Consider the following 18389-nt stretch of genomic DNA (forward strand, 5'->3'; position numbering starts at 1 on the left):
GATAATCCCTCCTTTCTCGGTTAGGCGGCGAGGGAGGTATCGACCGCAGGCGCCAGCGCCGCGGCGAGCTGGTCCCGGAATCGGTCTCCGTGCTCGTCGCACAGGTCGTAGCCGTCTTCCATGATCTTGAGCGTCACAGTGCCCGCGACCTCCAAACCCTTCTTCGAGCAGGCGTCGCACGTCACGGTCTCAACCACCTTGCGGGCCATCATTGATCCTTTCTCGCGCATCATACATTCAAGTTTTGATCGTCACGGACTCAAGTAAAAGTCCATGGCAGGAGACCGGACTTCGCCCGGTCTCCACCACGGCCCCTTATTTGGCCAACTACCGCTTGTCGCCTCGGTATATGTCACCTTCGATGTACGTGATCATCGATCCGTCCGGGGCCTTCATCGCGTACCAGTACGCCGCCCGGAACCACACGGTCCCCCAACCCGCAGTTAGGAGGGATTCACGTACCGTTCCCTCTCCACCGCTGCCGCCAAAGAATCCGTCACCTGCGATGGAGTCGTGGCCGTAAGGGTTCCGCTCCCTCGACAGGATTTCCATCACATCGTCGGCCCCCTTCGCCGCCGTCAGCTCCTGGAGCTGTTCCTTAATGGCAATCCAGAACGGGTCAGACATTGGGGACCCCCCTGCTCTTGCTCCAACTACCTGTGGCTGCGGGGTTGATTGCTTCTTGAATGCAAGCGGCGGACTCCATGCCCCGCCGACGGATCTCTTGGACCCAGTCGGGATGAAGGAACGTCCCGTCAGCCGGCCAGCGGGGCTCTACCTCGTCAATCCACGTCGACCAGACCTCGGGAGTCTGCGCAGCGAGCGACGGGTGATCGATCTCCCACAGCAGAGACCGAAGGGCGTGCGCCTGGTCTCCGCGCGGCGCGTAACCTGACCAAGCCGTGTAGTACTTGGCCACCAGATCCCGGATGCGCTTGGCCTCCACGTCAGACACCAGCCACCCCTGCCCTCCGGCGAACTGCCCTGCGGGCACCCTGGTAGTCGAGAGCAACCCAGCGGACGAAATCCGCGGCAGCCGTGTCCGGGCAGTAGTAGACGTTCGCCCGCTCTCCGCACTCCGCGAAGACGGCGGTGAGCGCCGAGAGCCGGGCCGCAGGGGTGTCGAGCCGAGCCGCATTCGCGGCCTGCGCGCCCAGCTGGGTGAGGTCGAGGTCCAGGCGGTTCATCGCGCTCACGCCGCCGCCCCGTACTTCTCTCGGTCCTCGCGGCTGATCTCCATTGGGCTGAGCCACTTGAAGTGGGAGAAGAGTGCGAGGGTACGTGTGAGCCGTGCCGACAGGGTTGTTCCGGGGGCCAGGCCCCTCATCACCAACCCCTCGAAGTCCGGGGGCTGAGGGGTGTAGTCGATTGCCCTCGCCGTCAGGCACAGGTACTCGTCCCCAACCAGCAGGTCACCGTTGGCCGTGAGGAGAGAGACCTTGTACTCCTTCTCCCCCGGCGTCCATTCGACCGTGACGACGATGTTCAACAGGTCATCGGGTATCACCCCGATGGCGATATTCTTCATATTCCCTTTGCCTCCTTGTATGCATCCACGACCTTGCGGGGGATACGGCCCCGCGTGCCGACGAAGTAGCCGTTCTCCCGGCCCCACGCGCGCATGTCCTTCATAAGCCATGCGTGATGTGCGGCACGCGCTGCGGCCTCGCGGCGTTCAACCGCTATTCGACCCCACTTCGCACGTTCTGCCTTCTCCCGCGCGACCTGTACGAGATAAGCCGGGTAGCGGTCATTGAAGAGCCGTATTTCCGGCGAGAGGAGAGCCGAGCGGTCCCCCTCTTTACGAACACCCCAGAGGACCAGGTGATCCCGGATGAGGTCCGGGCTTTCCCTTAGGTCATTCATTCTGAGATACCGATCGACCCTAGATTCCGCCAAAGCCCGAGCGGACCGGTAGTGCATGTTCTCGTGATACCTGGACGTGAGAATGTTCAGGTATACGGAGCTGCCGCTTTCCCGCCGCCGAGCATCGGCAGCGGCCTCGATGTACCAGTCATTAGACAGGTACATCGGCCCCCCTCCCCCGCTCACGAAGCCCTCTTGAGCGGTCGAGTGGTTACGTTGTCGTCCTCCAACCACCCCTGGGCACACCCGTCGCAGTGAGGCCAGGAAACAAAACGCTTCTCGCCGTACCGCTCGATATCGACCCAACAGGTTGCAGGCTTCCCGCAGTTGGCCATGCAATTCCCGCTGTAATTCTTCGGGTAGGGCATTGCTCAGGCCCGGCCCAGGTCGATGCCGTGTTCATCTCGCAAGTGATTACGCTCCCAAAGGGTCGCGTTCGTGTTGGCCCACGGATGCGTCTTTTCGAGGTACGAGGTCGAAAGAACACGATGAATTTCCCCGTGCTCCGAGCACGTCACCACGACGTTGCCGTATGCGATCCAGTGGAGCCGCCCGTGGTCGGACGTCCACCGCTTCGGCTCCGGAAACTCCTCGAAGCTGAGCGTCATCTCCGGCTGCATCACTACGGCTCCAAGGTGTCGATGATCGGTACGTACGTGAAACGGCTCGGATCCGTGCCGGCCTCGCGCGCCCACTGCTCGTGGTGCCGACGCATGTCACGCTGGCACGGATCGCAGACGAACTTGTTTCCGTGCCCCGTCTTGCACAGCGGCCCGCGGCGTTGCGCGCAGATCCAGCAGGCACCTCCACCCTCGATGTGCTCGAAGACGATGTGCGGCGTCCGCTTGTACGGCAGCTCGCCCACGTACCGGCTCTCTACAACCGCGTGAGGAAGCTCCTCTGCTCGGCGGTACGCGTCCTTCCAGGGGATGTTCACGTGAAGAGGAGGCCCCGACCACACCAGGCACTTAATGTGGTCATCGGTCTCGTTGTCGCACTCGAATACGTCGTATCGCCAGCTCACTCGCTGCTCTCCATTCCCAGGTAAAGGCGAACCTCTTGCACAAATTCGCTCAGCAGAAGTTCCGCGTCTTCGGCCCACGAAGACTCAAGATCGTCGTATTCACCCATCTCCCAGTCTTCGCAGGGCTGATCTCCCGGACGCGGGTCGTACGTCCGCAGGTTGGCGCGGAACGACTCCTCTCGCTCCATGTCAAGCCGCGTATAAGCCTTGGCTATCTTTTCGAGAAGGTTTCGGCCATCAGCCATTACGTATCCTTCCGGATGTCGGTCCAGGAGAAGAGGGCGATCGAAGCCGGTACTCCCTCCTCCACGTCTTCGGTCAAGACGTGCACGAGGGGCCCGAACTTCTTTCTCATTTCGCCAAGAAGGTATTCCTCAGCGCGGATTTCCGCCGCCGCCCCGGTCGGCCCGTCCGCTACGATCGTGTATTCCGTGTCTGCGGGAACGCTGGCCCCCTTGACCGATATCACAAAGGTCCACGTTCCCTTACCTGCGTGGTAATGCGGGTGGCAGCATCCCTGCCTGTGATCAGCGATGATCTGCTCACCCGTGTGCGGAAACTTGAAGGCGTGGAACAGCTCCGCGTAGGTCTCCGCCTCCTCACATCCCAGTTGGATGCCGTAATCCGGAAGCAGGTTGTAAGCCAGCCCGGACGTCATCCAGGCATCCGTGAACGCCTCAGCGGCCCTGAGTTTGGCCGCCTGCTCCTTGCGAAACTTCTTGGGGCACTTACGAGACATGTTCAGCTCTCCTTCTCGTTGCGGATGGGGACGGTGAACTCCCCAACGGCGCGGCTATAGAGGTAAAGGTCGTCGCCCTCATACTTCACGAATGTGAGCGTGTACCCGGAAGCCTCAAACTCCTCGCCCTGAAATACCTTTCGGCCGTTGTATGTGACGTGTTGCGTGTCGTCCTCCCTCCTATCGGTTTCCCGGGGCGAGCCGCCGACGGGCTCGGTAACGAGGTAGTTAAACGCCTGCTCGACCAGGGCCTCGGGGTCCATTCCTTCAGCGCGGCTGATCTGGAAGAGGTCCGTGAGGAAGTCGGCCGCGTACGCCTCGAAGGGGTCTTGGGGGTCGTACGGGGCGCGGTAGCTGTCGAGGGCCTGGCGGACGCGTTCTTCGCCGGGCCGGCTGTCGGGCTGGCGTCCGCGGCGGACCAGAGCCGAGAAGAACTTGCGCATGTTGAACTCCTTTTTGACGCAGGGGAGTTAGGGCGAGCGCCCATGGAAAAGGCCCGGATCTCTAGCCGATCCGGGCCTTTCGGCAAACACGCTCGTCGGTCCTACAGGCGGGCGCCGATGATCGGCTCGTCCTGCATGAGGCTTCGGTACGTACGGATGTGCTGGCGGATGGTCATGCGGTCCCAGTCGGGCAGCACGTTCCGGTGCTCCTCGCACAGCAGCATCCGAAGCCGGTTCGTCCTAGGTCTGTCCCATGTGGACCTGACCGTCATGGCCGGGTCCTTGCAGTGGCCGGCCGCGTCCGACACGAAGACTTCGCAGATCCAGCCGTGTTCGATGAGCCGTTCCAGGAGGGCCTTCGCGTCGGCCTCGGTCGGTCCGTCGCCTATCCAGTACGTCAGCCGGTCGTCGTGGTCGAAGGCGTAGGTGAACCACTTCTCGGGGTGTCCGTCGTCGGTGCTCTGCACCTGGACTACGTATCCGCGGTATGCAGTTCCTCGGCCTAGCTGGGGGTAGCCGATCGTGTTGTGCCATTCGGGCGCCTGCATTTCAGAAACCCCTGTCGCTCTTGAACTCTTCGAGCTCTTGCCCGTAGTTCTCTTGCACGACCTCTTCGAGGTCGGCGGACAGCTCACTCGTAAGCACGGTCACGGTGGCGTTGCCCATGAGGGAAAGCAGGTCTTCCCACTCCTGGTCACATTCGATTTCGCCAAGGATCAGGTCCATGGCCGCACTCGTTGCCTGGCTCACCTGCTGCTCGGTGTAGACCTTCGGGTCACACATTTACAGTCTCCTACATCCGGTCTTCGATAATGTCGAACGCATTTCTATTGAGCACTACTTCACCTCACCAGGTTGCGGGGTGTTCTGCGATGTACCACCGCTTACGCGTTCGCCTCTCGTCGTATCGGAAAGCCATCGGACCGACGCGTATCACCGCGTCGAGGGGGATACTGATGCCGTGCGGGCTGCGAGAGTTCTCGTCGAGCGCATCTACGATCCTCGCGGCAAGCGAACTCGTACGGCCCTGAATCCCTCGGTATTCATATTCTTCCTGTGCCATAAGGCCCTCGCTAGTGGACTCGCTTCGACCGGTTCTTGTATGTCCGCCAGATTTCGGCGTCGAGCACAGGTCTGGAATTGGCCCCGGTGAAGTTGTAATCCAGGCACGTTCGGAAGACGTAGTTCTTCAGTGTGCTCAGCTTTTCCTTCCGGGTCTCCGTGGCGACCTCGCCCGTTGCGGCAGCGCGCCAGACGACCGTGTACTCCTGACTCGGGGCCTTGCCGACGACCACGTTGCCTAGGGCGTCCACTCGAATGGTCATGCGATCTCTCCGGGGTAGATGTTGGACCGGGGGCTGCGGGTGAAGGTCGCGTACTGCGCGGGGGTGATAAGCCCGACCTCGCGCCACTCGGTGAGCAGGTCCGCCTGCCCCTTGACGACCGGGACCGGCCTCTTGGCGTCCCGTCGAGCACTCTTTCCGTGGCGCACAGCAGACATCAGAGGCCCTTCACGAAGCGCTGGAACGTACGGAGGGCCCCGAGACAAAAGAGCGACCGGCCGGGCGTGACGGAGCCGGTGACGGCCTCAAACACTCGGTACCGGCCGGGAATGTGGGGCTGGCCCCACCTGCGGGCGGCACGACCGAGCTGGACGTTCTTGCGGGGGTGCATGAAGGCGCGTGCGCGCATGGTAATTCCTTCCATAAGAGAGGAAATCTGCGGACGTACAGACAGGGAGCTGCACGCCGGCCTGAGGCCAGGCCGGCGTGCCTCACCAAATCCGGGCGGCTTAGCCGTACATGTCGAGGTGCTGGCACTCGTGGCCGAGCCCGTACCCGGTGATGAAGCTGGGAAGGTTCTCGTGGATGTTGCAGCCTGCTTCTTCGCACAAGGGGCAGAGAGCGGGCTCACCTCGGCCTGTGGTGGCTATCTCGGGGCAGTCACGGCACCCACAGCAGATAGTTGCCATGTCAGACCTCCCACGACTTCGAGCAGGGCTCGCACTCGAAGCTGCCCTTGACTCGGATCAGCGCGCACGACTGACACATGCCGTCATAGGCCGCCGCTCGGCGCTCGTACTCGGCCTTCACGGCCGCGGCAACGTGCGCTTCCCACACGGGCCTTGCTTCCTGGCACTCCCAACACATGTACCCGTACGTGGTCTTGCGCGACTCACGCTGGCAGAGCCAACAGGGCTCCTTGTCCTCTCCTCGCATCCACTTGTCGATCAGGGGGGCGAGACGGCGGTCCTCGTCCGTCTCGGGCAGGAACCAGACAGGCATGTTGAGCCTTTCGCGTATGATGAACCGAGAAAGGCCCGGATAATTTGAGTATCCGGGCCTTTCTCTGTGGTCGTGCTAGACGAGGCCGAAGAACCTGTGGGGCAGCGCGCGGCCGAAGAGATCCCCCTCCAGCTGCCACAGGAACCACGAGGTCTCGTTTCGCGCGAACAGCACGTCAGAGATGGCCTGTTCTGCCCACGGCATTCGTCGTGCGCACTTCTTCAAGTGCGCGTAGTCCTCGCAGAGTTCAAGCGTGGTCTTGCCTTCCAGACCGCTTCGAATGACCGCTATGTCGATGGTGGCCACTTACCTGTCCGTTCCACACCACCGGCTTCGCATGAGCGCTTACCGGATTCCAACCCGTCCCCCGGCCGGGGGACGCGAAGGGACCCTGAGAGTGTTCAAGTGCGGTTCGCAGAGACCCAGTCGCAAGCGGGCTGGAAGCCTTGGTCACAGTCATCTTCCTTCGAGGCCGTGAATCCGTCGTTGAACTCCGTCACCTCGTCCTCGTCGGCGTAGAAGGACGCACCCTTGCTGTTTCCGCGCTTAGGCGCATCCCAGTAGCAGTTCACCGAGTCCTCGTACTGGCACGGCACTGCGGTTGGCGACTGCGACGGAATCTCAAGGGGTGGCGCTTCGGGCGAGGTGCAGCCCACCAGCGCGAGAGACGCGATGGCTGCGGTCACAAGGGCATGGTGAATGGACTTCACTGCTCTCCTAAAGAGCTGGGGCGGCATCCTCATAGTGCCCGCCTGGCGTCACGGATTCAAGTTTTGAGGCGCGGCTACTTGAAGCGAGCGGTCTTGCGGTACGCACGGATGCTCTGCCGAGCGCGCTCCGCCGTGTCTACGTCCCCGTGGGCCAGGGCGTCTCGCTCGACGCCCAGGAAGTAGCTCAGACCTTGCTTCGCGTTCGCGCGCTCGCGGTCCTGGCCCTCGACCATGCCCTTCAGCCGGATCACCTCGTTAAGGGTGTCCTGCTGCCGCTTCCGCTCGGCCTCGAACTCTGCGAGCTGGCGCTTGGTGTACGTCGGCTTCCCGTCCTTCCGGCGGCCGATACCCCTTCCTTGGAGTTGCCTGGTCATGCCGTTGTCGGTCCGGACGCGGGGCACCGCGTTTCCATGCTTATCCCGCGAGATGCGAGGGAAGGGCTGCCCCTCGGCCTGGAATTCAGGCATGAAGGGAATGTGGTTCGCCTGCTCCGCCTTGCCCAGATTCCGCCCCACCTCAAGCTCGGCTCCGATCCGCCGGAACGGCAAGTGCGGGATGTGCTCCACCTTTCCCCGCAGGACGGTGGCCGCGACGCGGCTTCCTGGGCGTGCCGTGACCGGAGCAGACGGGTACGGCCGCGCCACACGCTTAGGCGCTTGCCTGACCTCCTTGCGCTCACCATCAATCACAGCGAACTTGCGCTTAGGGGCATCAGCAGCGAGGCGCTTCCGCGCCGCTTTTCCCGTGACCGACTGAGGCTTGATCCCCCATTCGCCGCTCTTGCCTACCGCCATGCTTTCGACGGTTCGAGTGTCGGGCTTGATTTGCTTCATGATTCCTCCTTAACGATGCGGAGCATTGAGGTTAGGGGCAGTGAGTGACGGGCGTTTGACCGCCCGCCGCCCTACAGTGATGACCCGCACTGCAACGGGTAGAGAATTAATTCAGCACGGAGCGCACTACCGTGCGCGTCGCGTGCTGAGCAATGCATTGCCCGCGCGTACACATCGCTTAGTGTTGCGCGACGCTTAAACGGGCCTCGTATTTACAGTGCACCACGTGTCCCACCCGACGTTTTACGGCCGACGTATGTACATCCCAGCAACACCCCTAGGCTACGGATTAAAACCGGATACACCCTGGAACGCTTTCACACGCAATCCACACGCGCTAGCTGCTATCTTCTCCGCTTTCTAGCGGGACACGAAACGCACTGTTCAGTTTTCAAGTGGGCACAGATCACATAGGCGGATCACCTATGCCAAGCCCTGCTTACGGCACTCCCCCTATAAAGGGTGTGGCCCGCGTTGGGATACCGCAGAGGCCCTGTGTACGTACTGCTACAGGGCATACCTGTGAGAGCCTTGACGGCCCTATTTGTTATACGCTCGGCGGGAGATGGCCCACTCAACACCCACGCCCACCCGCCTTAGGCGGTGGCGTCGGGAGGAGCCTTTCGGGCTTTCCCCTTTCCGATGTCCTAATAATAGCCCACCGTCACGGATTCAAGTTAATGCCAAAACGGGACATAGTGGGGCGACATTAGGGACATAAAGGAAGACATTGCGCGCATTATGGACACCGGAATGCCGCACTAAGGGACAAATGCCCGCACGATTTATCGCCGTACGTAAGCATGGCGAAGCGCAGTGTGAAGGGGGGAATGAATTCAGAGTGTGACTGCGGCATTACTACGCATATCTGCATTCATCTGAATTGGATATCGAATGTCAGCAATCACAAACTCGTATTCAAGTGCGCATTTCCGTTCGATAACTCGTGCACATATGGGGGTAATACATTATTTCAATTGAACTGGACCCACCGGGGGTACCGTCCTCCCAGCCTGTACGGGTTTAAAGAATCTGCCTCGCAACCACTTTCTTACCCTCCGAACCCCCTCTCGACGCCCTCAGTGAGCCTCCTGAGGGACAGTCGACCCCTCAGGGGAGCCGGGAAGGAATGAATTATGTTGCGGGGGCGTGAGTTGCACCTCGTTTCGGTGACTTACTGTCCCGAAATCTGCAATTTGACACCGACATCTTTTATGGTGGGGGGTTATACCCTCCTGTAGAGACTCCCCGGAACGCATTAGAGCCCCCTCCCGTAGGAGGGGGCTCATGGAGCCTTCGGCGTGTTCCTGTGAGCTGGCTCTACTTGCTGGCCTTCTCGTACGCCTCCACGATTTCAGCAGGAACCCGCCCGCGATCATTCACGTTGTAGCCGTTTTCACGAGCCCATTTACGCATTTCTGCCGTGTCGTGCTTGCTGCCGGGCGCCCTGCGGCCCGAGCGGCTGGAGGCGGCTCCAGTGTGGGACTTCCGGGCCTTTCTGCCGGCGTCAACGAAGGGCTTGAGGGCCTTGGCGAGCTTGGCGCGGTTGGCCTCGCTGAGATCGATCTCATATTCGGATCCGTTGAGGGCGAAGGTCTGAGTGATGACGTCTTCACCCTCCTTCCCAGTGAGGTCATCGGTAAAGGTTGTTACGATCTTCTGGGCCATGTGGGCATCATACGCAGCCACGAGAGCGCCCAGGACCGAAAAGAAGAAGAAGCCCCCCGCTCAACGAGCGGGGGGCTTCTTAAGTTGTGGGTCAGGCCAAGGTGTCCTGCTTGACGGCGTCCACGAAGGCCGCCCAAGGCGCCGCGGGGAAGACGAAGGTGCCCCCCTCTCGGTCCTTAGAGTCCCGCACGGCCATCATTGCCCCGTGCAGCCGCGCACCCTCGACACATGCGCCGCCCTGGTCGTTGCTGTAGCTCGACGTGAACCAGCTGGCGCCGGCCAGCACGGCGTTTACCTTCATGAATCAATACTCCTTGATCGCTTTGCTAATCATGCTGAGGGATTCTTGTTTCCCCACAGCAAGAATCTGGAGGTCCGTGAACGCCTCCTCGTACGCCTTGACGTTTCCTGGTCGCCTGGTGACGGATGCTCCGTCCAGGTTCTCCAGGTAGACGATCGGCTGCGCCTCCGGAAGACGTAGCAACGTGAAGGCACCGTTCATGCCAGCGTGTTGCCCGGCCTTGAAGGGGACGATCTGGAGCGTGACGGAGGGGTGAGACACCATCTCCGCCAAGTGCTCCAACTGCGCCCGCATCACGGGCGCCCCCCCGACCGCCCGGTACAGCACCGCTTCGTTGATGATCGATGCCGACTTGAGCGGCTTATTGGCCCGACGCAAGGCTTCTTGACGCGTCATTCGTACTGCGACGACCCGATCGATCTCGTCAGGAGGCAGGCCCTCGTGTGCTCGTTGGTGGATGGCTCGGACGTACTCCTCGGTCTGAAGCAGCCCTGGAACGAACTCGGCTTGGTAGTCGTGCAGGGCCTCGGCAGTTGCTTCTAGAGCAAGATACGCCTTGAAGCTCGGCGCTATCGCAGGCCGGTACTCCGGCGACTGCCACCAGTCCTTCTTGGTCTTGGTCACTGCCGCATATCCCACCAACATCGCCCTTGTCTCGGGATCCGCTCCGTAGATCTCGCAGAGGGCCATGACGTCTGCGGGCTCAACCACCGCGTTCTCACCGTGCTCCAGGCGAGTCAGCTTTGAGGGGCTGCACATCAACTTCCGGACCACCTGAGTGGATGTGAGGTCCGCATTCTGACGGAGCTGCCTCAGCTCGCGACCTAACTGGAGACGGCAGAGAGCGGGCGTTGCGGCCTCCGCGTCGGTGATCATTGTCGCCTCCCAGTACGTGTAACCCAGTGTGACGGAGAATGTCTCGCTCCTGCAAGACGGGTTCTGCTCCACAGCAGAAACTCTCGCTCGAAGTTGCCAACACAGCGCACTAGCCCGGAACTTCGCGCAGAAAGTCGCTCGCAGAATACTGCTGGAGCCCTTCCAACCGTACTGGCTGCGGTGCCACGATTACTAGCAGTTGCTCACAGAGCGCACGCGGCAACTACCGAGCGCGAACCTTCATCCGTGCGCACCCCCCATGCCCTAGCAGGGCCAGGAGCTCTCTCATGACGGACATCCTGACAAGTCGGCCGTTGGGGCCGGCCGCAAGTTGCGCCTCTGCGAGCGAAGACGAACTGTCTCTGGACGTCGAGGAAGCGGATCGAGCGGCGGACAAGGCCATCAACTTCAAGCTCGGGACGACCACTCTGCCTGAACTCGTCAAGCACACGCACCAGCTCAAGGGGCAGGTAGCCCTCTTCGCTGGTGTTGTGCGGAGCGGCGGAAGCATCGAAGCACGCGCTTCGGGGCTGGAGGCAGACCAGCTTCTCGCCATGGGTCCCGCCGGGGGCAGCCTCCCCTTTAACTCCTGGCTCTACGCTCGTGACTTGGGCCGCTTGCTGCGACGACTCGTAACTGAGTACCGGGGGCAGCTGGAGGGGGGCAGTCCGGCGCTTCCGACCCGCACGCCCCGGGCCTCGCTGAACAGGCTCACCGAGAGTCGGCAGGCGTACTTGGTGCCGAGCGGCTTGGGCCCCGAGCACAAGCCGATGCCGGCGGACTCGGAAGACGGCCGCCCGTGAGCGAGAAGACGAAGCAGATCGTTTTCGTGCTCTGCGTCGCCGCGCTCGGCGGCACGCTGGTCCTGGCGGTGCTGAACGAATGGTGAAGCAGAACCGCCGCCTGACGAACTGGCGGGAATGGGCGAGTGCGTTGACCCCCCTTCTCGTCACAGCCCTTCTCTTCGGGCCCGCCCTCACCATCCTGCTGCGCTGATCACAGACTCCGTCTCCGAGTGCCCCGCGACGCCCCCCGTCCGGGGGTACTCGGAGACGGTCAGCCCGCCCCGGTGCACACCCATTCTCCCTGCCGGGGCGGGCATCTCAAATAAGAGAGGAACCATGAAGATCAACCCCTACGCCGTGACCGGGCTCGTCCTGGGCGCAGTCGCCATCGGTCTGTCCGAGCGGCACCACCGCGAGAACAGGAATCTGTTCTTTGTCCGGCAGCACAGCGAGCTGCTGCGCGACGCTGCCGCCGACCCTCGCCTGATGAACTCGATCAGGTCCGCCCACTGGGACGGCTTGAGCGACGACGAAATCGCCTCGATGACCATGGCGAATCGCTGGCTGAGCATGTGGAAGCCCATGGTGAGGTCCGGCTTCCTCTCGCGTTCGACCATGCGTCGGGTCGCGGAGACCTTCATGGAGAGCGAGACCAACCGCCGGTTCTGGCGCATCGCCGCACCGGTCCGCCGAACCGAGTTCCGCGACCGGCATGACGAGCGGTTCCACAACATCGTGGAAGACGCCTTCGCGGACACCATCGAGCAGCGGCCGAGTACCCCCAACCACCCCGCGAACAGCGGTGGATGAACAAGCCTGCCAGGAGCCTCAGGGAGGTAATCCATGACCAAGTCGCAGAAGCGGCTCGGCGGCAAGAACGGGGCCGCGACGGACGGGTACAAGACCGTGCCCCACACGCCGATCCAGGACCCGAACCCGAAGGGCAACCGCGCGCAGCGCAGAGCCGCAGCCAAGGAAGCGAGGAAGCGCGGCCAGACGTGACGCAGGACTGACACAGACTCCCGCCCGACCGCTGCACTCGTCGGTCGACGGTCGGGCGGGGCCCGACCCGAGAGAAAGTCCGAACAGCATGGGTGCCAATACAAAGTTCTGGCAGCGACCGCCCAAGCAGCCCAAGCCGCCGCGAGGAACCGAGGGGGTCATCCTGACCGCCTTGCAGGTTCAGGTCGGACAGTACGTGTTCCTCTCGGGCGCGTACTGGCAGATCAGCACCATAAACAGGTTGACCGGCGGCGGCCGGCTCCTGTTCTTCGAGGGCCGCGAGCCTTACGCCATGCGGGTGCCCATGCGGATTTACCGGCCTCGCTGACGCCGACAGCCCGGCCGCCCTGTGCAGCAGCCGCCGTTCCCAACTCAAAAGAAGAGACCCGTAGTGCTGCAATGCACGGCCGTAACTCGCTTGCCCGTGGCTGAGGCGCTAGTTGCCCTCCTCGACATGAGCGGCGGGCCCGACGATGTGGACGCCCACCTCGCAGATAAGGGCTTCGTGCTCTGCGAACTGGGAGTCCACGACGAGGGCACAGATCACGCCGCACGCCTGTGGACCGCGGAGAAGCAGCCTCCCGTGGGGCTGTGGTTCATGTGGACCGAGATTGGCGGCCTTCTCGTCGTCCACCGTTTCGCCACCCTCACCCTGTGCCCCTACTGGCAAATCGTTGAGGAGGACTCTCGCGACTGGTGCAACTTCTACGAGGACCACCCCGACCCGCACCAATTCCACGTGCGTGACCCGCTGCGAGACCTGCTCCACGAGCAAACACGGCTCGAAGCGCAGCGGCGCTTCTTCGAGGACGACCCCGACGAGGTTGACGGCAACGAGTCCTGACTCACGTCTCTTCGCCACGCAGAAGGGTGCAGTGAAGCCCACGATCTGGTGGGGGCCTCGATGACCAGTCCCCCGAAGCGTCCCGTACGCCGCAGACCCTGACGGCCGACCGGCCAACCCACTCAACCGCTATATCAGCATGTTCACCCACCAGCAGGAGGGGCTTCGCCATGCACTTCCGCAAGATCCACGGGGCGGGGAACGATTTCGTTCTCTTCTCCAACCTCGAACCGGGCACCGAGAAGGACTGGGCCAAGGAGGCTGAGCGCCTTTGCGCCAGGCGTACCGGCGTCGGCGCTGACGGCCTGGTCATCAGCAAGCTCGTCAGCAACACCCCCGCCACCCTCGAAGTCGACTGCTACAACGCGGACGGCTCGGTGGCAACGATGTGCGGCAACGCCCTGCGGTGCACCGCGTGGGCCGCCCACCGCGACCACGGCTTTACAGAGATGAGCCTTCTCATGGCCGGGGTGACGCACGAGGCGACCGTGCGCGGTGACGGTGTGTGGGTCACCGCAGAGGTCGGGGAAATCCAGCCGCGGCGCGTCCAGACCGTCATCGACAGCCGGCCGACCTGGTTCGACAGCGCCCACACCGGGACGGAACACGTCGTCGCAATCGTCAACGACGTGGACAGCATCGACGCGGTGACCGTGGGACGCCTCGTACGCCATCACACAGCCCTTGCCCCTCTCGGGACGAACGTCAACTTCGTCCAGTCCCTCGGCGGAGAGCTGAAGATCCGCACGTACGAGCGCGGCGTCGAGGCCGAGACCCTGTCCTGCGGCAGTGGAGCGGTCGCGGCCGTCGCCGTCGCCGCCCTGCGTGGGCTTGTCTCGAAGAGAGACGTCACCGTGCACAACCGCGCCGGAGAGCCGCTGACCGTCCGCCCGCACGCCGACAGGCCCGACCGGACGTTCTGGGTCGGAGGGCCCGTCACCCATACCTTCGAAGGGGTACTCGCATGACGAGCTTCATCGACAGCAGTGCAGTATCCGCGCTCCTGGAAGCCGCTCAGACCGTACGCGAGTGGGGGAGCAGCACAAGGGGCCTCGGCGTCGCCCTCGTCTACGGCCCGGTATCAGCCGAGGACCGCCTCTACAACTCGAAGTGTCCCGAGGACCAACGGTCGGTCACCGCCCTGTCCGAGACGCTGGAGGACATCGGCGCCCGCTGGAAGGTGTTGAACCCCTGCGACTCCGGGTTCATCGAGGAACTGGTCGGATACGACGTGGCCCTCTCGAACTTGCACGGGCCGTACGGCGAGGACGGACGCTTACAGGGTCTCCTCGACTACCTGCGGATGCCGTACTGCGGCAGCGGCGTGGCGGCCTCGGCCGTGGCGGCGGACAAGATCCTCTGCAAGCGCATGATGACCACCCTCGGCATTCCCACGCCGACCTGGTGGGTGTGGTCCGGCGGCACTGCCAAGTGGGACGATCACCCTGTCATGGTGAAGCCGCCTTTCGGCGGCTCCAGCGTGGGCATGAGCCTGGTCACCACGGCCGCGGAACTTCAGCCCGCGCTCCTGGCTGCGGTCGGCCCGGAAAGCGACGAAGTTCTCGTGGAGGACTACCTTCCCGGCACACCCCTGACAGTCGGGATGCTGGAGCTGCCGGGCGGCGACGTCGTTGTCTTCCCTCCGCTGGCGACCGAGGCCACCGAGGCGGCCTTCTACGACGCGGACACGAAGCTCGACGCCGATGCCAGGGGGGCCGTACTGGTTCGGGAGGCCGATCTCTCGCCCAAGGTCCGGGCCGAGATCGTTAGGCGCAGTGAGGTCCTCTGGGATCGGCTCGGGCTGCGAGGTGCGGCGCGCATCGACTTCATCCTCACCGAGGACGGCAGGCTCTACGCCCTGGAGGTCAACAGCACGCCCGGCATGTCGCGCGAGAGCAACTTCGTGGTCGGCGCGGCCATGGTCGGACTTACACACTCGGATGTAGTGCTGGCGATGCTCCACGAGGCCATGGCCCGCCCCCCGTACGATGTCCCCCTGCCCACTCCCGTGTTCTCCAGCACGCTGCGGACTCGGGAGGCTGACGACTCACTGTAGGAGCCCTGCCGCCGTGCTGCGCGTCCACGAAGTCCCCATGTGCCGGCAGCTCATCTCTCCGGAGGAGTGGGCCCACCATGGCGGGTGGGCCCTCGGGGACAGAGCGGAATGGTCGAACCGGGCGTGCGGGCTGGCGTCGCTTCGAATGGTTCTGCTCGCCTACGGGCAGGACGCCCCGACCGTCACGGAGCTGCTGAAGCTCGCGGTCAAGAACGAGGTACTGACCCCGCGTGGAGCGCTCCATGCGGGGATCGCCAGCCTCGCAACGGATCACGGAGTTCCTTCTCGCGCGGAAGCAGTTCCGGCCGACGAACTACTCTCCCGCCTCGACCGGGCCCCCCTGATCGTGTCTATCACCGAACAGTTCCCTGACGACGGCCGCTCGGGCGGCCATCTCGTCATCCTGCGTGGTTTCGAGGACGGTCCGGACCCCAGCATTTTCATCCGTGACCCGTCGGCCTGGGGGCAGACCAACGACCAGGTTCTCCTAAGTCGCCTCACTCCCTCATACACCGGCCGAGCTATCACGTTCGCGCCCCTGACCCGAAGCGGAGAGTCCTGATGACCGAGACGGAAGTTGAGGCGGCCGAGGATCAGGGCGGGCGGAGGATCGCCGTTCTCGGAGAGATGCTTGAACTAGGCGACGAAGCCGTGGAGGCCCACCACTCGGTAGGCCGTATGGCAGCCGAGTACGGCGTCGATCTCGTGGTCGGTGTCGGAGGAGACCTCGCAAAGCAGCTCGCCCTCGCCGCCGGAGCGGCGGGCGTCCCGGAGATCGCGCTCGTGGGCGACAACCAGACCGCTGCGGCCTACCTTCAGTCCATCCTTCGCCCCGGCGACACCGTGCTCGTCAAGGCATCGCGCGGCGGCCAGCTCTGGCAGATCGCCCAGGCCCTCACCGGCCAGGAGATTACCGGCATCATCTCGACACCGAAGGAATGAATTGGAGGCCCGGACCTTTAGCCTGTCCGGGCCTCCGTCATTCACTGGTCAGATCGACAGAGGAAGCATGTCCCCCGCGGGCTGCTGCTCGGCCTCCGCCACCTTCCGGGCCTTCGTCTCGGCCCGCTTCATCTGGGCCAAATAGCGCCGGGCCGTACGGGGGGCCCGGCCAAGAACCGCTCCCAGATTCTCGGGGGTCAGATCCTTTCCGGCCGCTTCGAGGCCGGCGATGGCCTTGTTGACCTCCTCGGCGGTCAAGCCGGGTCGGCCAGGCTTACCCCTCCGGCCACGCTTCTCGGCCGCAGCATCGTCCTCGAATGCGGCCTCGGGCTCTTCGACCTCGACCTCCGTGGCCGTGGACTCCGGCGCTGCGGCCATGTGAAGCATGTGGAATGCGACCAGGGGCGGGATGGACGAAACAGCCCCGACCAAGATCCAGGATGCGCCCATGTAGTCGGCCTTGATCCAGTGAGAAACATCCTGGGCTGACAAGGCCAGGGCCAGCGCCGCGTAGGCGCCGAAGGTGGCCGACCTACGGTTCGGCAGGCCGTGACGCTTGGACACATCCGCGATTACGGCAGAGCAGGCCGCGTAGACGGACACGCAGACCGGCATCCCCCAGGCCACATTGACCGGCCCGAGGCCAAGCAGGTTCACGTGCCCCCACCCAGCGACCTCGGCCAAGTGGATCTCGCCAGGAATGGACATCAGCAGGGCCACGACGAGGACGACCGGGCGGCCGTATCTGTAGACCAGCTTGGCGTAGGCGGGCAGGTCTATGGCCACAGTGCGAGGAATGGGCATGGTGCTGGACACAGCTATCCCCTTGGGTTGTGTGGGTTGGATTTCTCAGACAGCGACGGTGGCGAAGCCGCGCCGCGACGTGCCCTTGATCTGGCCAGAAGCCCGACGCTGGCGGATCGCGGCCAGCAGAGAGGAAGCCTCTTCGGTTTGGCCGACAGGGGCGGGCTCAGTTATGGCCGGGGCCAGGCCCGCGCACCGTGAGCAGATACCGGCCTGCTGGCCACGGGGCAGGAAGCCCCGGCAGTCGCCGCACTCGGCCAAGGGCTCAGCCTTGACCGGGACGGCCGGCATCTTGCGGGTCAGGCGGTCGGCCAGCAGAGCGCGAGGGCTCTTGATCGTGGCCGGGAGTCCGCCGACCAGCTCGTTGCGGAGCTGGAGTTCTGACACGCCACGCTGGAGCCACTGAGCGGCCAGCGGGGCGAGCTTCATGACGTCGGCGGCCGAGAGGGCCAGCGACACTTCAGCAGTGGCCAGGCGGCCGAGAAGGGCCGCAGCGCGACCAAGCTCCTGGTCGTCTTCCTGGATCTGCGGAGCTTCCGCCCCCTCCCCGTGGTGCATGTCCTGCGTTTGGCCGTACTCGCCCAGCTCTTCGGACTCCTGGGGGGCAGGGGGGTTCTTTTCCTGGTTCTTTCCCCCGAAGGGGGTGAGCCCGGTGAGCCGCCGCTTCGGGCGGCCGGGCTTCGGAGAAGCGGTCTCCGGGGCCCCGAGCTGCGGCAGGTCGAACACGGTGACGTGAGTGGACCAGTGGCCGCGCTCATTCTGCACTCGCGTGCAGACGACGTATCCCGCAGCCTGCAACTCCTTCATGGCGTTCGTGACGCGCTTCTGGCCCTCCTCAACGCCCTCCGTCAGCTCTCTGACTGTCTCCTCAGTGAACTCGGGCAGGGAGATGAGCAGCCCAAGCAGTCCGCGAGCCGTGAGGCTCAACGTGCGGTGCTTGAGGATGGCGTTCGGGACGATGGTGAAGTCGGACACGTGCTTGGTACGCTGAATCTGCATCGAAGACTGACCTCTTCGGTGTGAGTGATCGACCCCCGCGAGGTGGCAGCCTCATGGGGGTCTCTCTGCATCGATTTCTTGAATGTGTGACGACCGTACCATGATCGCCCGGCCGCCGGTCAAGCCCTTGCTCGCGCGCCTCCCAGGACCTCCCCGGGAGGGCGAAGCTTCGCGCCGGCACTTGTTCGGGTGAGTCGGGCGACCTCGATAGC

31 protein-coding genes are annotated in these 18389 nt (G+C 63.6%); 9 read left to right on the forward strand and 22 right to left on the reverse strand.

The features are described from left to right. Positions 1–20: 20 nt before the first annotated feature. From G3I54_RS37625 to G3I54_RS37720, 20 genes are all read right to left on the reverse strand, one after another. Positions 21–209 (reverse strand): hypothetical protein, encoded by a 189-nt coding sequence (locus tag G3I54_RS37625; RefSeq protein WP_164621695.1) that lies wholly within the window; start codon positions 207–209, stop codon positions 21–23. Positions 210–327: 118 nt separating this feature from the next. Continuing rightward, positions 328–627 carry a hypothetical protein gene (locus tag G3I54_RS37630; protein ID WP_164621697.1) on the reverse strand — a complete coding sequence of 100 codons (300 nt, stop codon included), beginning with the start codon at positions 625–627 and terminating at the stop codon, positions 328–330. A 320-nt stretch (positions 628–947) separates the two neighbouring features. Next, a complete protein-coding gene (locus tag G3I54_RS37635) occupies positions 948–1196 on the reverse strand; it encodes a hypothetical protein (protein ID WP_164621699.1) in 249 nt (82 codons plus the stop codon). After that, complete coding sequence (locus G3I54_RS37640) at positions 1193–1528, reverse strand: hypothetical protein (RefSeq protein ID WP_164621701.1); 336 nt, start codon at positions 1526–1528, stop codon at positions 1193–1195. Before G3I54_RS37640 ends, G3I54_RS37635 begins: the two co-directional genes overlap by 4 nt. Continuing rightward, positions 1525–2031 (reverse strand): histone-like nucleoid-structuring protein Lsr2, encoded by a 507-nt coding sequence (locus G3I54_RS37645; RefSeq protein WP_164621703.1) that lies wholly within the window; start codon positions 2029–2031, stop codon positions 1525–1527. The genes G3I54_RS37640 and G3I54_RS37645 overlap by 4 nt, the downstream gene beginning before the upstream one ends. Before the next feature lie 206 nt (positions 2032–2237). After that, positions 2238–2486 (reverse strand): hypothetical protein, encoded by a 249-nt coding sequence (locus G3I54_RS37650; RefSeq protein ID WP_164621705.1) that lies wholly within the window; start codon positions 2484–2486, stop codon positions 2238–2240. A 2-nt stretch (positions 2487–2488) separates the two neighbouring features. Beyond that, positions 2489–2803 carry a hypothetical protein gene (locus G3I54_RS37655; RefSeq protein ID WP_164621707.1) on the reverse strand — a complete coding sequence of 105 codons (315 nt, stop codon included), beginning with the start codon at positions 2801–2803 and terminating at the stop codon, positions 2489–2491. 83 nt (positions 2804–2886) lie between these two features. Further along, a complete protein-coding gene (locus tag G3I54_RS37660; protein ID WP_164621709.1) occupies positions 2887–3135 on the reverse strand; it encodes a hypothetical protein in 249 nt (82 codons plus the stop codon). Beyond that, positions 3135–3629: a hypothetical protein gene (locus G3I54_RS37665; RefSeq protein WP_164621711.1), complete on the reverse strand. Its 495-nt coding sequence runs from the start codon at positions 3627–3629 to the stop codon at positions 3135–3137. The genes G3I54_RS37660 and G3I54_RS37665 overlap by 1 nt, the downstream gene beginning before the upstream one ends. 2 nt (positions 3630–3631) lie before the next feature. Then, complete coding sequence (locus tag G3I54_RS37670; protein WP_164621713.1) at positions 3632–4072, reverse strand: hypothetical protein; 441 nt, start codon at positions 4070–4072, stop codon at positions 3632–3634. 101 nt (positions 4073–4173) lie between these two features. After that, positions 4174–4539 (reverse strand): hypothetical protein, encoded by a 366-nt coding sequence (locus G3I54_RS37675; RefSeq protein WP_164621715.1) that lies wholly within the window; start codon positions 4537–4539, stop codon positions 4174–4176. Between the two features lie 82 nt (positions 4540–4621). Next, on the reverse strand, positions 4622–4855 hold the full coding sequence (locus G3I54_RS37680) for a hypothetical protein (RefSeq protein ID WP_164621718.1): 234 nt from the start codon (positions 4853–4855) through the stop codon (positions 4622–4624). A gap of 290 nt (positions 4856–5145) precedes the next feature. Next, positions 5146–5397: a hypothetical protein gene (locus G3I54_RS37685; protein WP_203687750.1), complete on the reverse strand. Its 252-nt coding sequence runs from the start codon at positions 5395–5397 to the stop codon at positions 5146–5148. After that, positions 5394–5573 (reverse strand): hypothetical protein, encoded by a 180-nt coding sequence (locus tag G3I54_RS37690; RefSeq protein WP_164621720.1) that lies wholly within the window; start codon positions 5571–5573, stop codon positions 5394–5396. The genes G3I54_RS37685 and G3I54_RS37690 overlap by 4 nt, the downstream gene beginning before the upstream one ends. A gap of 859 nt (positions 5574–6432) precedes the next feature. Further along, complete coding sequence (locus tag G3I54_RS37695; protein WP_164621722.1) at positions 6433–6663, reverse strand: hypothetical protein; 231 nt, start codon at positions 6661–6663, stop codon at positions 6433–6435. A gap of 95 nt (positions 6664–6758) precedes the next feature. Further along, positions 6759–7043, reverse strand: coding sequence for a hypothetical protein (locus G3I54_RS37700; protein WP_164621605.1), 285 nt, complete (start codon positions 7041–7043; stop codon positions 6759–6761). A 98-nt stretch (positions 7044–7141) separates the two neighbouring features. Further along, positions 7142–7900: a hypothetical protein gene (locus tag G3I54_RS37705; RefSeq protein ID WP_164621724.1), complete on the reverse strand. Its 759-nt coding sequence runs from the start codon at positions 7898–7900 to the stop codon at positions 7142–7144. Between the two features lie 1320 nt (positions 7901–9220). Beyond that, a complete protein-coding gene (locus G3I54_RS37710; RefSeq protein ID WP_164621726.1) occupies positions 9221–9568 on the reverse strand; it encodes an Lsr2 family protein in 348 nt (115 codons plus the stop codon). Between the two features lie 91 nt (positions 9569–9659). Beyond that, positions 9660–9869 (reverse strand): DUF397 domain-containing protein, encoded by a 210-nt coding sequence (locus G3I54_RS37715; protein WP_164621728.1) that lies wholly within the window; start codon positions 9867–9869, stop codon positions 9660–9662. Between the two features lie 3 nt (positions 9870–9872). Further along, positions 9873–10745, reverse strand: coding sequence for a helix-turn-helix transcriptional regulator (locus G3I54_RS37720; protein WP_164621823.1), 873 nt, complete (start codon positions 10743–10745; stop codon positions 9873–9875). 287 nt (positions 10746–11032) lie between these two features. Between G3I54_RS37720 and G3I54_RS37725 the strand changes: the two genes are divergently transcribed. From G3I54_RS37725 to G3I54_RS37765, 9 genes are all read left to right on the forward strand, one after another. Further along, a complete protein-coding gene (locus tag G3I54_RS37725) occupies positions 11033–11548 on the forward strand; it encodes a hypothetical protein (protein WP_164621730.1) in 516 nt (171 codons plus the stop codon). Between the two features lie 318 nt (positions 11549–11866). Then, positions 11867–12340: a DUF6082 family protein gene (locus G3I54_RS37730; RefSeq protein WP_164621732.1), complete on the forward strand. Its 474-nt coding sequence runs from the start codon at positions 11867–11869 to the stop codon at positions 12338–12340. 33 nt (positions 12341–12373) lie between these two features. Beyond that, the gene (locus G3I54_RS37735) at positions 12374–12532 is read left to right on the forward strand and encodes a hypothetical protein (RefSeq protein WP_164621734.1); all 159 of its coding nucleotides are present in this window, start codon (positions 12374–12376) and stop codon (positions 12530–12532) included. Positions 12533–12620: 88 nt separating this feature from the next. Further along, complete coding sequence (locus G3I54_RS37740; RefSeq protein ID WP_164621736.1) at positions 12621–12860, forward strand: hypothetical protein; 240 nt, start codon at positions 12621–12623, stop codon at positions 12858–12860. A 126-nt stretch (positions 12861–12986) separates the two neighbouring features. Continuing rightward, entirely contained in the window at positions 12987–13376 is a 390-nt protein-coding gene (locus G3I54_RS37745) for a hypothetical protein (protein ID WP_239144775.1), read from the forward strand. A gap of 170 nt (positions 13377–13546) precedes the next feature. Continuing rightward, positions 13547–14344, forward strand: coding sequence for a diaminopimelate epimerase (dapF, locus tag G3I54_RS37750; protein ID WP_164621740.1), 798 nt, complete (start codon positions 13547–13549; stop codon positions 14342–14344). After that, positions 14341–15432: an ATP-grasp domain-containing protein gene (locus G3I54_RS37755; RefSeq protein ID WP_164621742.1), complete on the forward strand. Its 1092-nt coding sequence runs from the start codon at positions 14341–14343 to the stop codon at positions 15430–15432. The genes dapF and G3I54_RS37755 overlap by 4 nt, the downstream gene beginning before the upstream one ends. Positions 15433–15445: 13 nt before the next feature. Next, the gene (locus G3I54_RS37760; protein WP_343240519.1) at positions 15446–15994 is read left to right on the forward strand and encodes a C39 family peptidase; all 549 of its coding nucleotides are present in this window, start codon (positions 15446–15448) and stop codon (positions 15992–15994) included. Then, positions 15994–16374, forward strand: coding sequence for a cyanophycin synthetase (locus G3I54_RS37765; protein WP_164621750.1), 381 nt, complete (start codon positions 15994–15996; stop codon positions 16372–16374). The genes G3I54_RS37760 and G3I54_RS37765 overlap by 1 nt, the downstream gene beginning before the upstream one ends. A 48-nt stretch (positions 16375–16422) precedes the next feature. On the opposite strand, the gene G3I54_RS37770 is transcribed toward G3I54_RS37765, so the two are convergent. Both G3I54_RS37770 and G3I54_RS37775 read right to left on the reverse strand, forming a co-directional pair. Next, entirely contained in the window at positions 16423–17190 is a 768-nt protein-coding gene (locus tag G3I54_RS37770; RefSeq protein ID WP_164621752.1) for a hypothetical protein, read from the reverse strand. A 33-nt stretch (positions 17191–17223) separates the two neighbouring features. Continuing rightward, a complete protein-coding gene (locus tag G3I54_RS37775) occupies positions 17224–18177 on the reverse strand; it encodes a hypothetical protein (protein ID WP_164621754.1) in 954 nt (317 codons plus the stop codon). Between the last annotated feature and the right edge of the window lie 212 nt (positions 18178–18389).

The organism is Streptomyces sp. SID14515 (assembly GCF_010548505.1).
GTDB lineage: Bacteria > Actinomycetota > Actinomycetes > Streptomycetales > Streptomycetaceae > Streptomyces > Streptomyces caviscabies.

Coding starts and splice junctions, on each gene's coding strand:
- G3I54_RS37625 (WP_164621695.1), bottom strand. CDS start 209: ATGGCCCGCAAGGTGGTTGAGACCGTGACGTGCGACGCCTGCTCGAAG.
- G3I54_RS37630 (WP_164621697.1), bottom strand. CDS start 627: ATGTCTGACCCGTTCTGGATTGCCATTAAGGAACAGCTCCAGGAGCTG.
- G3I54_RS37640 (WP_164621701.1), bottom strand. CDS start 1,528: ATGAAGAATATCGCCATCGGGGTGATACCCGATGACCTGTTGAACATC.
- G3I54_RS37645 (WP_164621703.1), bottom strand. CDS start 2,031: ATGTACCTGTCTAATGACTGGTACATCGAGGCCGCTGCCGATGCTCGG.
- G3I54_RS37650 (WP_164621705.1), bottom strand. CDS start 2,486: ATGCAGCCGGAGATGACGCTCAGCTTCGAGGAGTTTCCGGAGCCGAAG.
- G3I54_RS37660 (WP_164621709.1), bottom strand. CDS start 3,135: ATGGCTGATGGCCGAAACCTTCTCGAAAAGATAGCCAAGGCTTATACG.
- G3I54_RS37665 (WP_164621711.1), bottom strand. CDS start 3,629: ATGTCTCGTAAGTGCCCCAAGAAGTTTCGCAAGGAGCAGGCGGCCAAA.
- G3I54_RS37670 (WP_164621713.1), bottom strand. CDS start 4,072: ATGCGCAAGTTCTTCTCGGCTCTGGTCCGCCGCGGACGCCAGCCCGAC.
- G3I54_RS37680 (WP_164621718.1), bottom strand. CDS start 4,855: ATGTGTGACCCGAAGGTCTACACCGAGCAGCAGGTGAGCCAGGCAACG.
- G3I54_RS37685 (WP_203687750.1), bottom strand. CDS start 5,397: ATGACCATTCGAGTGGACGCCCTAGGCAACGTGGTCGTCGGCAAGGCC.
- G3I54_RS37690 (WP_164621720.1), bottom strand. CDS start 5,573: ATGTCTGCTGTGCGCCACGGAAAGAGTGCTCGACGGGACGCCAAGAGG.
- G3I54_RS37705 (WP_164621724.1), bottom strand. CDS start 7,900: ATGAAGCAAATCAAGCCCGACACTCGAACCGTCGAAAGCATGGCGGTA.
- G3I54_RS37710 (WP_164621726.1), bottom strand. CDS start 9,568: ATGGCCCAGAAGATCGTAACAACCTTTACCGATGACCTCACTGGGAAG.
- G3I54_RS37715 (WP_164621728.1), bottom strand. CDS start 9,869: ATGAAGGTAAACGCCGTGCTGGCCGGCGCCAGCTGGTTCACGTCGAGC.
- G3I54_RS37720 (WP_164621823.1), bottom strand. CDS start 10,745: ATGATCACCGACGCGGAGGCCGCAACGCCCGCTCTCTGCCGTCTCCAG.
- G3I54_RS37725 (WP_164621730.1), top strand. CDS start 11,033: ATGACGGACATCCTGACAAGTCGGCCGTTGGGGCCGGCCGCAAGTTGC.
- G3I54_RS37730 (WP_164621732.1), top strand. CDS start 11,867: ATGAAGATCAACCCCTACGCCGTGACCGGGCTCGTCCTGGGCGCAGTC.
- G3I54_RS37735 (WP_164621734.1), top strand. CDS start 12,374: ATGACCAAGTCGCAGAAGCGGCTCGGCGGCAAGAACGGGGCCGCGACG.
- G3I54_RS37740 (WP_164621736.1), top strand. CDS start 12,621: ATGGGTGCCAATACAAAGTTCTGGCAGCGACCGCCCAAGCAGCCCAAG.
- G3I54_RS37745 (WP_239144775.1), top strand. CDS start 12,987: ATGAGCGGCGGGCCCGACGATGTGGACGCCCACCTCGCAGATAAGGGC.
- dapF (WP_164621740.1), top strand. CDS start 13,547: ATGCACTTCCGCAAGATCCACGGGGCGGGGAACGATTTCGTTCTCTTC.
- G3I54_RS37755 (WP_164621742.1), top strand. CDS start 14,341: ATGACGAGCTTCATCGACAGCAGTGCAGTATCCGCGCTCCTGGAAGCC.
- G3I54_RS37765 (WP_164621750.1), top strand. CDS start 15,994: ATGACCGAGACGGAAGTTGAGGCGGCCGAGGATCAGGGCGGGCGGAGG.
- G3I54_RS37775 (WP_164621754.1), bottom strand. CDS start 18,177: ATGCAGATTCAGCGTACCAAGCACGTGTCCGACTTCACCATCGTCCCG.